This window comes from Flavobacterium sp. (genome assembly GCF_036782315.1).
Lineage (GTDB): Bacteria > Bacteroidota > Bacteroidia > Flavobacteriales > Flavobacteriaceae > Flavobacterium.
Map to the genome: position 1 here is coordinate 1 of NZ_DAIPZK010000014.1, position 17,388 is coordinate 17,388.

At 34.2% G+C, this 17,388-nt stretch carries 6 protein-coding genes; 1 reads left to right on the top strand and 5 read right to left on the bottom strand.

Annotated features, from left to right (window positions below):
• The 3 genes from V7P59_RS11455 to V7P59_RS11465 form a co-directional block, all read right to left on the bottom strand.
• On the bottom strand, positions 1-309 hold a 309-nt coding region (locus V7P59_RS11455), incomplete at its 3' end, for a DUF4136 domain-containing protein (RefSeq protein WP_333810294.1).
• A 60-nt stretch (positions 310-369) separates the two neighbouring features.
• Entirely contained in the window at positions 370-2,346 is a 1,977-nt protein-coding gene (locus tag V7P59_RS11460) for a urocanate hydratase (RefSeq protein WP_333810295.1), read from the bottom strand.
• Positions 2,347-2,474: 128 nt separating this feature from the next.
• Positions 2,475-2,654 carry a DUF5522 domain-containing protein gene (locus V7P59_RS11465; RefSeq protein ID WP_333810296.1) on the bottom strand — a complete coding sequence of 60 codons (180 nt, stop codon included), beginning with the start codon at positions 2,652-2,654 and terminating at the stop codon, positions 2,475-2,477.
• Between the two features lie 28 nt (positions 2,655-2,682).
• Between V7P59_RS11465 and V7P59_RS11470 the strand changes: the two genes are divergently transcribed.
• Positions 2,683-3,009 carry a hypothetical protein gene (locus tag V7P59_RS11470; RefSeq protein ID WP_333810297.1) on the top strand — a complete coding sequence of 109 codons (327 nt, stop codon included), beginning with the start codon at positions 2,683-2,685 and terminating at the stop codon, positions 3,007-3,009.
• On the opposite strand, the gene V7P59_RS11475 is transcribed toward V7P59_RS11470, so the two are convergent.
• Positions 3,010-11,583, bottom strand: a complete 8,574-nt coding sequence (locus V7P59_RS11475) for a beta strand repeat-containing protein (protein ID WP_333810298.1) — start codon at positions 11,581-11,583, stop codon at positions 3,010-3,012.
• A 466-nt stretch (positions 11,584-12,049) separates the two neighbouring features.
• On the bottom strand, positions 12,050-17,077 hold the full coding sequence (locus tag V7P59_RS11480) for a GEVED domain-containing protein (protein ID WP_333810299.1): 5,028 nt from the start codon (positions 17,075-17,077) through the stop codon (positions 12,050-12,052).
• Positions 17,078-17,388 lie beyond the last annotated feature (311 nt).

Below are 17,388 nucleotides of genomic sequence, written 5' to 3' on the forward strand. Positions count from 1 at the left end.
GCCCCAGCCCCAGCCCCAATTTTGATAAACATCTACACGTTCGCGTTCTTTAGTAAAGATGTTTACGATGATATCTGGGCTTTCAGACTTAGTAAAACCTTTGGTTGCCATTACTTCGTCAATAGCATTTAAGATTCTTTTTTTATCAAAATCTGAAATGGTCATATTGTCCAGATTATTCTTCATGTAAGCATATGTTTTGTAATCGCTAAAGTTTGCTTTTTTATCATAATCAGCATTAACTCTAACAGAACTGCATGAAGCAAATATTGCTATAAATGCTATCGAAAGTAATTTTAATGTTTTCATATCTATTAGGTTTAAAAGTTTTGAGTTTCAAGTTTAAAGTTGATTCTCATTAACTTTAAACTATAATAATGAATCGTCTACTATATTAGGGATGGTAACTTTTAATAAAGGTTGCGTCTCCATTGCTCTTTTTATTGCAAAAATGGCTCCTTCGTTTCTAGCCCAACTTCTTCTTGAAATTCCATTGTTGACATCCCAGAAAAGCATTGACTCTAAGCGTCTTGATGCTTCTTTAGTACCATCAAGAACCATACCAAATCCGCCGTTAATTACTTCGCCCCAGCCAACGCCACCACCATTGTGGATTGAAACCCAAGTAGCGCCTCGGAAACTATCTCCAATTACGTTGTGAATCGCCATATCGGCTGTGAATCTAGAACCATCATAAATGTTAGATGTTTCTCTATATGGAGAATCAGTTCCTGAAACATCGTGATGGTCTCTTCCTAAAATTACGTAACCAATTTCACCACGAGCAATTGCTTGGTTGAAAGCTTCTGCAATTTTGATTCGCCCTTCTGCATCGGCATATAAAATTCGTGCTTGAGAACCCACTACTAATTTATTTTCTTGAGCTCCTTTAATCCATTGAATGTTATCAGCCATTTGTTGTTGGATTTCTTCAGGTGAGTTTTTCATCATTTCTTCCAAAACATCACAAGCAATTTTATCTGTTTTGGCTAAATCTTCAGGATTTCCAGAAGCACAAACCCAACGGAATGGTCCAAAGCCGTAATCGAAACACATTGGTCCCATAATGTCTTGTACGTAACTTGGATATTTGAAATCGATATGGTTTTCGGCCATAATATCAGCTCCGGCGCGAGAAGCTTCTAATAAAAAGGCATTTCCGTAGTCAAAGAAATAGGTTCCTTTTGCAGTGTGTTTGTTTATTGCTGCCGCATGTCGACGTAATGTTTTTTGAACTTCTTCTTTGAATTTTTCAGGATTATTAGCCATCATTTCGTTCGATTCTTCAAAGGTAAATCCGATAGGGTAGTAGCCACCAGCCCATGGATTATGTAATGAAGTTTGATCAGAACCTAAGTCGATGTGTAGATTTTCTTGGTCAAATCGTTCCCAAACATCAACCACATTACCTAAATAAGCAATTGAAACTACTTCTTGATTTTCTAGTGCTTTTTTAACTCTCGGCACTAATTCGTCAATGTTATCAATAATTTCATTAATCCAACCTTGTTCGTGACGAATTTTAGTGATTTTTGGATTTACTTCGGCACAAACGGTAACGCAGCCTGCAATATTTCCTGCTTTTGGTTGAGCGCCACTCATTCCTCCTAATCCAGAAGTTACAAATAATCCGCCTTTTGGTGCTTTTTTAATTTTTCTAAATCCGTTTAAAACAGTGATTGTTGTCCCATGAACAATTCCTTGTGGACCAATGTACATATAACTTCCTGCAGTCATTTGTCCGTATTGCGAAACACCTAATGCATTCATTTTTTCCCAATCGTCTGGTTTGGAATAATTGGGAATAACCATACCGTTTGTAACCACAACTCTTGGCGCTTCTTTGTGGGATGGAAATAATCCCATTGGGTGACCTGAATACATAACTAAGGTTTGTTCGTCAGTCATTTCGGCCAAATATTTCATAGTTAAGCGGTATTGTGCCCAGTTTTGAAACACAGCTCCGTTTCCACCATACGTAATTAGTTCATGAGGGTGTTGGGCAACCGCATAATCTAAATTATTTTGAATCATCAGCATGATAGCTTTTGCTTGTTCGCTTTTTCCAGGATATTCTGAAATGGGTCGTGCGTACATTTTGTAATCAGGACGCAAACGATACATGTAAATTCTACCGTAAGTTTCTAATTCTGCTTTAAATTCAGGAATTAACGTTGCATGATGTTTTGGATCAAAATAACGTAATGCGTTTTTTAAGGCTAATTTTTTTTCTTCTTCTGTAAGGATTTCTTTTCTTTTTGGAGCATGGTTAATTGCTGCTTCGTATGGTTTTGGATTGGGTAAAACCGATGGTACTCCTTCTAATATTTGTTCTTGAAATGTCATTTTTTATTTATTTATCCGTTAAATTTATTTTTTACTTAATTTTTTTGAAAAACTAAGGGTAACGAATATCAGACCTGTGATAGGACTTATTAATTTTGATTCGATATTTGAATAATTGTATGTCCATTTTATTTTTTCTTGGTAGTTCCGGTTTTTTTATCAAAACCATAAGGGCAATGACGACAACCACTTTTACAACAATACCCTCTTTTTAAATGATATTTTTCTGTAAAACATTTGTATCCTTCGGGAGTGTAATAGAAATCTTCTCCTTCTTTTAAATTATTCGGATTTAATTGCTCGTTCATATCGACAAATTTAGCAACTTTGCATGAAATGATTGTAATAGTTTTTAAATATTTAGTTCCAAAAGGATTTAAAGGTTTTACCTTTATTCCATTTGTGTTTTTATCAGATGAAAAAGATAAATCACATGCTATACTATTGAATCACGAAAGAATCCACCTTCAACAACAACTAGAACTTTTAGTAATTCCTTTTTTTATTTGGTATGGATTAGAATTTTTGTTGCGCTATTTTCAATTTAAAGATAAACGAGAAGCGTATCATAATATTTCGTTTGAACGAGAGGCTTATGCAAATGAAAAAGACCTCAACTATTTAAAGAAGAGGTCTTTTTGGAATTTTATAAAGCACTTGTAATTAATAAATTATTTTATAAGTTTTAGTTAAGCCGTTTTCTAAAGTAACTTTTACTAATAGTGGAAGTTTAGATTGCTTCATGTTTTGACTTGTAAATTGAGAAGTGTTTACATCTTTAAATGTGGCTATATTTCTTCCCAATAAATCAAAAATTTCTACTGATTTAATAGTTTCAATTGCCGATTTAATATTGATGTTTGCATCTGTATAAATTACGACTGAATTATCCATTTCAAAATCATTATTACCTAGAGTAGAATTGGTGAATCTAAGAATAAAACGATTTCTAAACACTCCTGTTGCTGTGCTAAATTGATACGGACTTTGTTTTAAGTCGTGAATTACATTTAATGTTAAATCTTCTAAGTAAATATTTTGATTACCAGTAAATAAACCATCAACGGTATGAATTGCAATAGAGTAGTTTCCTGCTGTTGCAATATCGTATCCAATAGGAATTCTATCTTGATCATTGAACGGCAATTGTCTTCCTTGAATGATTAGAGGTTGATCTTGAACCATACTGTATATCTTAGCATACCCATCACTAGCTACAATAGCATCGTGTAAATTGTCTTTGGCATTTGTTGCTCCTTCTTTATATCCTATCAAGGTACGAGAAGGAGAGAAGTTACTTGAATTAACTAAATTAAGCCAAATTCGTCCTTCTTCGACAGTATTTGTACTATTTGAATCGCCATTTCTGAAGAAATTTGTATTTGTTGTATTGCCATATTGTTTATTTCGAAATGTATTAGTAAATGATACCGTTGCGCTTCCTGTAGGACCATCAGCCATTGCTACAAAGAAGCCTTGACCTGCTCCAATATAATAATCATCACTTGGACCGCCACTAAAACCGGTTAAATTATATCTTGAATAATCATTTGGGTTGTAGTTATATAGATAATATTGATAAAATGGACTTTCATATCCTCCAATAGGTGTTCCATGGTTCCAGATATAAACAGCTTCACGAAGAACTGAGCTATTAGCTAATAAGAATTCTTTAGCGCTAATTGCAGAAGGATAAGGGTTTCCTAATAAGTTCCAGTTATCATTAATGTTTGTTTCGCTAATAATACTACCTCTTGAAATTGTGAAATTTGTAGCACCATTTCTTGGTACACCAGCAAAATTAACTGTTAAACTATCCACTGTAGTTGTGAAAGTTGAAGGTCCTCTTACAATTACCCCTTTTGCAGCAGGAAGTATTCCTGATGCTGTTTGCCAGTTTCCTTGAGTTCCATTAGAATTTTGAACGGTTGGATTCCAGTAGTATTTAGGACCGTTTGATGCGTGGTTGCTTAAATTAAAATTAGCAACGGGTGAAGCCCAATATACATAGTCTAATTGACGTTGCGTTGCGGTTCTTTTATATTTAATTGAACCTTCGTTAGCTACATCGTTAATTTGAATTAAACTTGAATTGTTTTCAAAAACAAAATTATCAGCGGTTCCGTTATTGATTACTTTATTTTTTACAGTTATTACTTTTCCATTCGCAACTCTTGCTGTTGAAGTACTAGAATTGGTTAAATTGTTTTCTACTTCCACATCATTATCAAAAGATTTATTGCCTGTTCCTGATAATGCTAAATAGCCATATTTTTGACTACTATTTAACTTAGCTACATTTTGATTAGTTCCGTTGTAGTCAACTGTTGTGGTTGCATCAACTTCATGAGTGGCATAATTAGTAGGGAATGAATTCGTGCCTCCAATTTTTAATACACTTGTTCCTTTTATTTTGAAGTTTCCACCTGAAGCGTTTCTGTTAAGTGTATAACTTCCTAATTGTAAAGTTCCAGAAGTAAGAATGACATCACCATAAACATCAGTATTTCCAGATGAATTATAAACTAGATTAGAGTTGAAGTTTATATTGTTTACTGCGGTGAAGTTGGGTAAATTAACATTTCCAGTACCTGTATTGTAGAAATTGATATTAGAAGAACTAATTCCTTTTAAATTATTAGGTGTACCCGTAATATAAGGACCATTTAATGTTAAAGTGTTAGCTCCAATATTCAAGTTGCCTTGAGTTAATTCTAATTGATTGTTGATACTAGTATCAGAACCTAATGTAGTTCCTCCAGAGCCATTAACTGTCATGTCATAAACTTCATCGTTAACAAACAAGCTAGCTGGCAATGCTAGTGCAGCAGTGTTTTCAAAAGAAATTTTTGAGCTTAATTCATTAGCATTGATTTGTCCGTTTACTTTATTAATGCTGTTACCTGAATAGGTAAAGTTATATCCTTTTAGCAATATATTTCCATTTGTTAAATTCAATTCATTTGCCACAGCTGTTGAAGACCCCAATAAAATACCTCCTCCATTTACGGTTAGATTATAAATACTATTTTGAAATAAATCTGCTGGTAATCTTAATGGACTAGAGTTGATAAAATTCATAATTGAATTAGTACTATTAGCATTAATATAACCGTTTGTTTTACTAATATCACTTCCAGAATAAGTTAACTTTTTTGCTCCTAAATCTAATATACCATTAGTTAGAGTTAAATTATTCCTTACTTCGGTATTTCCGCTTAATGTTGCACTTCCAGTTCCACTAGTTTGATTGATGACTAGATTGTTGTATCCTTCAGTTACTCCATTTGCAACAGCAACAGATTGATTATTTCCAATGTATTCTACAGTATTGTTACTACTAGCATCAAAAATACCATTATTAGTTATTGTTCCTGCAATTTTGATAATTGTATTACCTTGAATAGTTGCTTTTTTATTTGAGTTAATAGTTATGTTGTTAAATGTTGTGTTTCCAGATATTGTACCTTCATCATAATTAAAAATTACAGTACTTGATCCTGGATTAAAAGTTCCTTGGTTGTTCCAAGTACCATTTCCATAATTGTTTACTGGACCACCATGAAGTGTTAAAGTACTTGTTCCCGCATTAACTACTGCTGTTGGTTTAATTTCAATTGTTTTAGCTTCTAAATTTCCTTGAATATTTAATTCAGTTTGATAGATAGTGTTAGCTGGTATTAATACATCAGTGGTTGCGGTTGGTACTACACCAGATGTCCAATTTGAAGCAGAATTCCAAGAAGAGGCGGCTGCTCCTCCTGCTGAACCTAGCCACATGATATCGGGTGTTATTTTTGTTGATATCATCCAGTATTTTGTTTTTGTGACGTCATTTTCTGGCTCTAGATACAATAAGCCATGGTTGGCAAGTTCTACCCAATTTTCCGTTGAACTTTGGTTGGTTTTTCCATGTTCATGAGGTGTTAGTCCTGAATAAGGAATATGATGGTCCCATAAAACCAAATCAGTTTCTATGTTTCCGTTTATTTCCGAATTTTCATAAGCTAGTCGAATCGTCATTCTTGTTTCCGAAGCGCCACCTGTTCTTAAAATTTGATATAATCTTTTAATTGAATTGTTCTTGTCAACATGAAGACCTTCATTTCCTCTTGTGGCTACAACAGTAATTTGAGAAGGTAATGCACTACCACTTACTGAAGTGAATGTTAATTGAGTGTTTTTATTTCCAAAAGTATACGTTGTTCCAGAAGTGAAGCTAGTTCTTCTAATTTTTCCTGTTACGTCTGCATTTCCAGTTAAATTTGCAGATGGTCCCATTGTTAAAATGTTACTATTCAGATTGTTATATTGATCGGTGCTATTTGGACTATTAACCGTTGCATAATTACCATAATTAGTAACCATGTCTAATAATCCATTTGTTTCATTAGGATTATTAGCATTAAGATTTAGTATTCCATTAACTGTTAGGTTAGTGTTTGATTTTACACCTGAAGTGTTGTCTATTCTAAAATTTGTAAATGTAGATGGGTTATTTCCTTCAATTATTTGTTGGTTTTCCCCATTAAAAGTAACTGTACCCGTTCCAGGAGAAAAAGTCCCTGAATTTATCCAGTTTCCTTTAATGAAAATATCTTTGTTGTTAGTTGCTGCATCTAGAGTACCACCTTCAATAGTTAAATTTCCATTTATTGTCAAATCACTTGTTACCAAACGAGCCGTTTTAGTTTGAGTAGTAGCATTAATAGTAAAATTATTGAGTGGTATTTGACTATTTATTAAAAAAGTTTGGCTAGAAGTAGTGCTTCCATCACCTATTTGAATAGTTCCGCCTGATATTGTTTTTGTTCCACCATTTAAAATGTTTACAGAAGAGAATGGTGTTGCGGCTGTGTTAGGTAAACGTATTATAATAGTGCCATTACTTATATTTAGATTAGCTGAAGAAGATATATCAAAGTTTGCAATAGTTCCGCTAGTATTTCCTACAGTACATAACGTAATGGTTCCTCCAGATTGAGAAAAAGAACCACCTGTGCATTGTATTCTTCCTGATCCTAAATAAGTTCCGCCTTGGATGTCTATAACACCACCTGTTTGATTTAATAAAGCATTTCCAGATGAATTTCCAACGGTAGCACTACCACTTATTAATCTAAATAATCCATTGTTTGTTATTGTTCCAGCACTTCCGTTTAGAATTCCTCCATTAATTTCAATGCCCGCACTTGACGGAATAGTAATACTTCCTCCATGCTGAACATTTGCAGATGAATGATTTAATCTCAATAATCCATTAGTTAGAGTTAAAGTTCCGCTCATTGTTGTTGGGCTATTTATTTCTAAAATAGATGAAATATTTGTTCCTTTGTTTACAGTTAACGAATAGAATGCAGTGGTTGCAGTTCCACTTATGGTTTGTAAAGCATTATTTCCGTTAAAAGTAATTGTAGAAGTGTTTGGCGATACACTTCCATTGTTAATCCAGTTTCCTCCAATATTTATTGAAGTTGTTGTGCCACAAGTTATGGTTCCTGAATTTGTTAAGTTACCTGTTAGATTAAGCCTTCCAGTTAATGCGCCAAAAGTTATTGTTCCTGAATTTACTGCATTACCAGCAACTGAACTTGTAAAAGTGGATAAGGCAAGTGTTGCAGTAGAATTAACTGTTAAATTACCAGCAATAGAAAGTCCTGCTGCAACTGTTTTTACAGAATTGTTTGAAATAACTAAATTACCATAGGTTGGAGTAGCATTTATCCCTTGAGCTGCTGTAGCATTATATTCTACTGTAGAATTTGAATTTAAATTATAAGATGAAAAATTAGTCGGGAAATTATTAGTTCCAGAGCCATTATTAATTGTTCCACCACAAATTAGTTTTCCATCACTTTCAATGACAAAAATTCCTGTACTAGCTGCATTAGGATAAAAATATTTTGTATTTAAATTCAGAGTTGCCCCACTTTTAATGGTCATATTTTTATTAGCACCTACGAAACAACCAGTAGAAGTTAAATTGGAAATTTGAACAGTTGGAGTATTTATATCACCAATTTGAACATTACCCGGAAAACTCACAACATAAGATGGATTTGTAGAGATGGTTTGATTTCCTAATCCATCCCAAGTAAAGTTTCCTATACTGCCTGTTAAAGCGCCATAAGTAACTGAAAATGAAGTATTACCTTTAAATATTATTGTTCCAGTTGTATTTCCACCACCAGATCCTTCAAATCCAATGAAAGGATTAGCTGCTGCATTTGGACCGAAATCTGCATTTCCATTAAAAATTATTTTACCAGGAGAGTTACCCACACGAATTGAAATTTTATTGGAAGTTGTTCCAGAAGTATTTGCATTAACTATAGTGTTGCCCAATATTTCAAAAATATATGTAGAAGTGTCAAATGCTACTGTATTATTTGCATTATTTAATATAGTTAAATCATTTATAGTGCTATTCTGACTTAAAGTAATAACTACGGCTCCAGTTGTTGTAATGCTTACATTATCACATGACATCGGTGCACTCGTTGCAGTTTTAGTTCCGGTAGTAGACGACCAATTCGCGGCCGTATTAAAATCGGTACCTGTGGTAGCACCAATCATTCCAGATCCTGCTCCAGCCCAGTATTTTGTTGAGCCCGTTCCAATTGTTAAAGTTATATTTGAAGTAGCTTGACATCCATTAGTGTCCGTAACGGTTAAAGTATATGTTGTATTTGTTGTAATTGTTGCTATTGGATTAGCGATATTAGTAGCTGATAACCCAGTTGAGGGAGTCCAAGAATAGGTGTAACTTCCACTGCCACCAGTTGCAGGAATTATAGCTCCAATTGTGTTTGAAGAACCTGTACAAACTGAAAAGTCAGTTCCTGCATTTGCTACTAAATTTGTGGGTTGTGTAATTATTACATTTGTTGTAGCAGATTCACAATCATCAAAACCTTTTACTTTTATTTGATATGTTCCTGCACTTAAACCAATAAAAGTATTAGATAATTGATATGTTAAACCATTGTCTCTAGAATACTGATAAGGTATTGAACCACCAGTTGCCACGATACTTATGCTTCCAGTTGCACTTCCAAAGCACAAAACATCCACTTTATTTACAGAGCTTACAGTGGGTGGTGTACATCCAGAATCATCCGTTGTGAATTTACTTACAGTTGTACACGTTGAAGATCCACAACTATTAATAGGTACAATTAACCAATAATAATCAGTATTGCCAACTAACGACCCCGTATTGTAAGTTGTTCCTGGTTGATTGGTAGCAACCCTAGTACCTAAATCTTTATTTTGAACCAATGTTAAATTAGTTCCAAAATATACATCATACCCTGTTGGGCTTCCAGTATTTGCCGTCCAACTCAAAGTACTTCCTGAAGTTGCTATCCCAGTTGTATTGTTAGCCGGTGAAAAGTTGGTGGCGCAACTTGGAACATTATTTACTGTAATTGTTGTTGAGGCTGAAGAAGATGAACAAGAACCAATACTAACTTCTGCAGAATATATTGTAGTTGTGTTTGGTTTTGCATAAACAGTTGTAAGAGAGGTGCCTGTGTATGCATTAGTTGCTCCTGCATCGGTAAATAATCCAGTTAAAGGGCTCCAAACAGCTGCTGATTTAATGCCATTAATTTTAACATTATCTAATAGCCATCCATAGTATGAAATACTACCATCTTGCGTTATTAAAAATCGTATTCTAAATTGAGAAGAGGTCATAACTGCTGCTGGAATATTTATAGTCTCTGTTTTCCATAAGCTCGTTGCAGGACCTGAGCCTGGTGTTGATGAGCTTGAGCTAAATTGGGTATTCCAATCCGTATAGCTAGTTTTATCAAAACTTACAACGCTATTTTTTAATGTTGCTGTTCCTGTGTAACTTGAAGTAGGAAAGGATGTCCATGTGCTACCACCATCTGTAGAGTATTGTACATATCCATAATCGTATGCAGGCTCTGTGGCACAAATATGAGAAAATATTAATTGTGCAGATGAAAATTGAGATAAATTAATATTACTCTGTGATTGATATGAATTTGTTGTACTAGATGTAGTTGTTGCTGGGGAAGTTGCATATGAAAGTAAAATCGATTTTGAACTTTCTGTATAGTATGTACTGTTACTACTTGGTGTTATTGAAGCACCATTTGCTCCAAAATTTGTTGAAGGAAAAGTTTCAAAGCCATCACTTAGTATAGAGGTATTCCCTCCACTTGAGGTTAAAGTAACAATTGAACCATTACACACTGTTGTAGCAGAAGGTGTAATTGTTGGTGTTGACGGTGTTGGATTAATTGTAGCTGTCACAGCAGTTCTGGGTGAACTTTCACAGGTAATTACAGTTGTGTTGTAAATTACTACATAATAAGTTGTGGTAGACGATAGTGATGGAGTTGTAAAAGTTGAACCTCCAGTTTGCAAAACTGTTCCTCCAGTCAAAGAACTATACCATTTATAATCTTGACCTGTAATTGCCCCGCTTGCTGTAAGAGTTACTGTTCCGGTGCCGCATCGAGAAGTGTTAGTAACACTTGGAGTAGAGGGCTGAGTTGTTGCGGGATTTGCGCTACTTAATATTACATTGTCAATAGCCCATACTTCATTAGTATTGTCATTTAATAGAACAATTTTTACATATAAATTTTGAGTAGAAGGTAATCCTGTAAGTATTATGGTACTAAAACCATCAGTGGTTCTTGCGCCACCACCAGCTGGGGAAACAACTTTTGCAGCCTCTAATGTATTATTGCCATCATATGTGGCTGTCAAAGTCCCTGTTCCTGATGTATAACTCCAAACCGCATTACTATTCCCTTTTATTTGACATTCTTGTGAATATGTTGTGCCGTCTGTACTTATATAAACAGTTGCTAAATCTGTTGCATCGGCTCCATTTGAAGAATTTAAACTTAAAGAAGATAAACGAAATGAGAGTTGAGGAGCACTTCCATAACATCTTGTATCAATAGGAGAAGATGTAAAAGTCAATGTTCCTGAAGCAACATATATTCCCCTAGAATTGCCAACGCCATAAGGTGAATTTGCTGGTAAACCGTTTGTTCCTACTGTGCTAGTTGATAATGTTCCTCCACTACTACTATATGTTAATGTTGGTGTGGCTGGTGTTGTTTCAAAATCTTGTTGTGCAATTGTTGTCTGCCCATACAAATCATTTGTTAATTGTAATAAAACAATAGCAACTAGTGCAATAATCTTAACAAAATTGTTTTTTAAATAAAAGTAAAATTTTTCCATAACCCCTTTTAATTTTAAAATTATAATTTGAAGTCATGAGCCAAATTTCTTCTCATGACTTTAGTTTAAACCAAAAAAAATATCCATAAGGTACTATATCAAATGAGATAGCACTTACAGATATTTTTATTTCAAATAGGGGGATGAAATCTTTTGCCTTAAAGGCACGTTAAATGAAATTTTACCGATTCTTTATAATCTTCGTATAGACAAAAATTAAAAATGAATACTGCTGTAAATATATTGTTTTTTTAAATATTTTGTATAAATGTTTATAATTTTTTAATAAATATTTTTTTTTAATATTAAAACTATTCGAAATTTATTGTCAAGATTGTGGTTTTTATGTTGTTTTCAGATAAAAAAAAGGTAAAAAATTTTTTTTAGTTTGTCACTTTTAAGATATGATAAGTAATTAAAAAGCCTTTACATTGTAAAGGCTTTTTAAGGTTTATAACATTATGGATTAAAAAATTACTTTTTTATTAACTATTGCTCCATTAGATAGGGTTACTTGCACAATTAGGGCTGCATTATTTTTTTGAATTCTTGTTAGGGGTACTTCGTAGCTTTCTAAATTAGAATAATTGGCTAAATGTCTTCCAAGAACATCAAATACTCTGACTGACTGTATAGTGTTTTTGGTTGATTTTACTGATAAAATATCTGAAGAAATTACCCACAAGTTCGATTCATCTACAACCAAATCATCTCCTCCCAAAGTTTCGTTAGTATATCTCAGTATAAAACGATTTGGATGATTTCCAGCAATTGCAGTAAAAGTATATGGATTTTGTCTTAAATCATGAATAATATTGTTCTCTAAATCTTGAAGATAAATATTTTGACTTGTATTTGAGAAGAAACCATCCAAAACGCCTATTCCTATTGTATAATTGCCATTTTGCGGAACTTTTATTCCCATAGCTACTTTATCATCGTTATCAAATGGTAAAGCTCTACCTTGAATAGTCATAGGTTTTTCACCAATTAAAGAGTATAAGTTTAAACTTAATTTTTCATCTGTTATGGCATCAAATAAACGATCTCTTTCGTTGGTTGCACCATCAGTATAGGCTACTAAGTTTCTAACGTTACTTCCATTTGAAGCAATTAAATCGAGCCAAATTCTTCCTGAATCATTTGAATTTCTGAAAAATTGACTGTTGTTATAAGTAAAACTTCTCATAGTATTGTTAAAAGTAACATTTTCAGAAGTTGAAGCTGAAGTATGATTCATCAATACAAAAAATCCTTGTCCTGCAGCTATGTTGCCATTGAAAACTCCAGGGCCTGATGAGGTTCCAGAACTATTATAAGTAATATAATCGCCAGGTGTGTAATTATAAGCATAATCGTTATAAAATGGATCTGCAATTGATGAACTAGGTAATGTACCATGTGTCCAAATTTTAATGAATCCATCAATGTTGGTGTTCAATGTTAAGAAGTCTAATGCTCTAACTGCTGATGGGTAAGGATTTCCAATTAAATTCCAATTGTCATCGTCATTGGTTCCAGGAGTAGATGAAACACCTGTAGCATAAGTGCCACCGTTCCAAGTTCCTCTGAAAATAGGACTAGTAATGTTACCATTATTTGGAGTTCCAACAAAAACAGCATTAAAAGGAGTAAGGGTAGAAGTAAAGTTATCTGGACCTCTCACAATATAACCTTTTCCTAATGTCATATTTTCATTTGCACTAACCCAATTTCCAAAACCATTAATATTTGTTGGAATTGTTGGAACCCATTTGTATTTATATCCTGTAGTTCCAGGTGAAATACTATTTACGCTAAAGTTTGCAACGGGTGAAGACCAATATACATAATCTAATTTACGAATATTTGCTGTTCTATTCATGTGCATCGTTCCTTGATTTACATCATTATTGATTTGAATCAAACTTGCACTATTTTGAAGGATTAAATCGCCACCAGTATTGATGTTAATCCAATCTGTAACAGTAAGATTGTTGTTTGTGTTTATGGTTAAATTTGCTCCATTATGAATGGTTAAAGATCCGGCTAAACCATTATACCCAACTCCAGAAATAGTAGGATTATTTGGTGTAATAGGAATAATAACGCAATCAGTTGCATTAGGCAAAATTGCATTTGACCAGTTTCCAGTTTTGTTCCAATCTGAATCAACTAATCCAGTCCAAATTTTACTTCCATTTATTGTTACAGTTGTTTGATCAATTTCTTTCAATGTTGTTCCGTTACATAATGTATAAGTAACTTCCGCAGTATAAATAGTAGTTGCGGTTGGACAAACATTTATTTGGCTAGTGGTCCCTACAACAGGGCCTGTAGTTCCTGCACCTTCATACCATCTAATTGATGTTATAGAAGTTCCGTCTGGGATAAATCGCCAAGCTTCGTTAGTAACAGTCCAATCGGTATCTAATGAATTTCTGCCAGGGGCAACTGCTGCTTGATTTCCTGCAGCGTTTTGAACTCCAACTACAGCATTTCCACCATTCCAAGAAGCACAAACATTTTTTTCTTGTATATATACTTCAATCACATTGGTATTTTCATAAAGAACTATCATACCTGTATATAATTGAGAATTACAAGAAGCGGAAAACATTGGGATGTCTTTCCAAGAAGCTACTAAAGCTCTACAGCCTGTGTTTAATGTTATTAATTCCCAACCAACTTCACCACCTTTACTTGGGTCAATATCGTGATAAACTCCGAATATTGAATTTAAGAAAAGCGAAGTACTTGGTAAATTGTTAGAAAATGAATACGCCGAGTAACCTCCAGGAGAATTATTTGTTAAATCAAAAGTTATAACACCATTTGAACTAATTAAACATTGATTATAATTGTTTCCATAAAAACAAAAATTAAAAGGTAATGTAATTATAGGTGACCATCTATCATCGATATTTACACTTACAGGATTTGCCAAACAGCCGTATTGATAAGGAGGGATGTAAGGTATTGATTCTGCTCGGTATGTAGTAGTTTGTCCTAGATTTAAAAAATTAGCTTCTAAATCTACACAATTTGATGCCGAAGTACAGTCAATTGGTAATGGATCAGCACCGTTTAATCCTAAACCTCCCGAAATTACATTTGGACAAGCTAAATCACTAACTCCTATTCCTGTATTAGAAGCACAAGGTGTTTGAAAACGAATAGGTCCAATCCAATATCCTTGACCTAATCCACCTCCACAGTTGGATCTTACCCAAATATAATAAGCTGTTTCAGCTGTTAATCCTGTTAAGTTTACTGAAGTAATTCCGGCTCCAACACTACCCGTAGGAGTTGTGCCTGCCAGTGGAGCATTGTTGATAGTTGATAAATAATATTGATAACCACTTGCAGGAGCAGGACTTGCAGCTGTCCAAGAAACTGTTGCGGTTGTGCCAGTTATTGCGGAAACTGTTATGTTTGATGGGTTTCCAGAACAAGGAAGAGGAGTAATTACGGTTAGTTTAAAATCTAAAGCTTCTCCATAAGTGATGTTTGTACATGGGTCTGGATTGTTATTGCTATACCAAGCTCTAACTCTCATACGATAGTTACCAGCGGCAGCCAATGCAGGAATAGTGAAGCTACCTGAATGACTAGAGGCAGTAGAAGCAGAAGCAAAAACTTTTTCACCTGCATCTGCAAAGTCACCGTCATTATTCCAATCAACCCAAATATTAAATCCATGTAAACCAAAATCATAAGCCTCTGTAAAATTTATTGACGCGCCTGCAGAATTAGTCACTGTTTGTGTACTATAAAAATCCCCATAACCAGTTCCGTTCATAAAACTTCCCGAATAATTAATATTAGTTTGTCCTAAAGTTGTTACAAACGAAGTGATGTTATCTGTGGAAGATGTAGAAATTGGACTACAATATACAACTCCTGTTGTCGCATTTCCAGTTAAAGGTGATGTTGTAAAGTATAAAGGACCACCTGTACATGAACCCGTGTTAAATGCAAAAACAAAGAAATAGTAAGTTGTATTAGAGTTCAATCCTGAGACGGAAAAACTTGTGTTTGAATCGTTGTCGGCAACAATATTTTCCGCTCCAACTGTTCCACCTATTGTATAAGAAGTTGTGTTATTTGGATTAGGAGTTGTTCCGGTTGTGTTATAAACTACAAGATAATTTGTAGGAGCGGGAGATGCTGCTGTAAAGCTTCCGTTAATTGTTCCTCCACTTAAATTTAATACTAAAGCGGTTGATTGAGCGGTAGGAGTTGTACAAGGTACAGGTGAAGTGGCACAAATTCCAAAAGTACCAGGATTGTCATTGCCATATTCCCAAACTCTTACATAAATGGTTGTACCGGGAGTTAATCCTGTTCTTGTAATTAAAGACATAGCGCCATCTGGACTATCATCATCATCACATTCTAATAAAGTTAACGCTCCGCAAGTTCCTGTATACCAAGCCATTCCACTATCGGTAATACCGCCTGTCTGAGTATCTACTGTAACAATTCCATTGGCAGGAACTACAAAACTAAACCAAACATCTCCTCCTGAATAGCTTCCGCAACCTGGAGCTGGTGGAGTAGAAGGTGTGGTGGATGCTGTTGCGCCTAAAGTAGTATAAGTTGAATAACTACAAGTAGCATTTATAGTTAATGGAATTGCCGTATTGCAATTGTCATTTGCAGGTGGAGTGGGGGCGGGAGTACATGATCTTGAAATTGTAAAAGTTCCAGTTGTAGTACTTCCAGATGAATAGTGAGCTATATAAACAAAATATGTGGTGCCATTTACTGTTGTAAAAGTATGACTTTCTGTACCTCCACTTAATGCACTATCTACACATGCAATACTTGTTAAACCTGCGCATGTTCCTGAAGATATTGACATTTCGTGGTCAAATCCAGAACCAGCTGTAGATGATATTGTTGTAATTTGACCATCACCAACAAAAGTATACCAAGCGCCATAATTACTCATTGAACACCCAGTATTATGAGTAAAATTTGTGCTTCCTACTGTAGTTCCAGCCATGTTTGTAGTTCCACAAGCTAACGTTGTAGCTGATGTACATGGGTTTGGAACACCAGTAACGCATATACTGTTTAATGTCATATTGTTGTTGGTAGTATTTCCAACTGCAATATAGTAAGTTCCGTTATTTAGTGTGGCAGTAATTGTTTCTGTTTGGGCTCCAGCGGTTGTATTGTTGTCTACACAATTTAAATTTGTCAAACTAGCACATGTTCCTGAAAAGAGTCCTAATACCATATTTCTGTCCCCTGATTGAGCTGTAATTGTCACAAATAGTGGTCCTCCAGTTACTGTGAAAGAATAATAACCAACCCTTCTCCAGTTAGTTGCGCCGCATATTGCTGTGTTTATTGATTGTGTTAATGATGTTGATGTATCACAGGTTCCATTTATGGTTAAACTTTCGGCTGTTCCGCAATTGATACCTTGTGAAAACGTTGTAGTTGTAAAAATAAGAAATAGAAAAACTATGAAGTTTTTCCAGTAGGGGGTGGAATTTTTCATTTAGAGTTAGATTAATAAATATTTATTAAATAGTGTTGTTATTTATACAAAGATATTTTTTTTTGTTAATTATACAACTTTTACATAAACATTTGTTAAGAAAAAGTTATATTGTTAATAACTTAAAAATAGCTGATTTTAAAATCAATGATGTGAATAAGAAAAAAGAAGAGCCTGCTTATAGCGGACTCTTCTCATATTTATTATGTAAATTTAGTTTTAGAAAATCACTTTATAAGTTTTTGTAGCACCATTGTCTAAAGTAACTTCTACTAATAATGGACTTTGCGTTTTAGCTACATTTCTTGTTG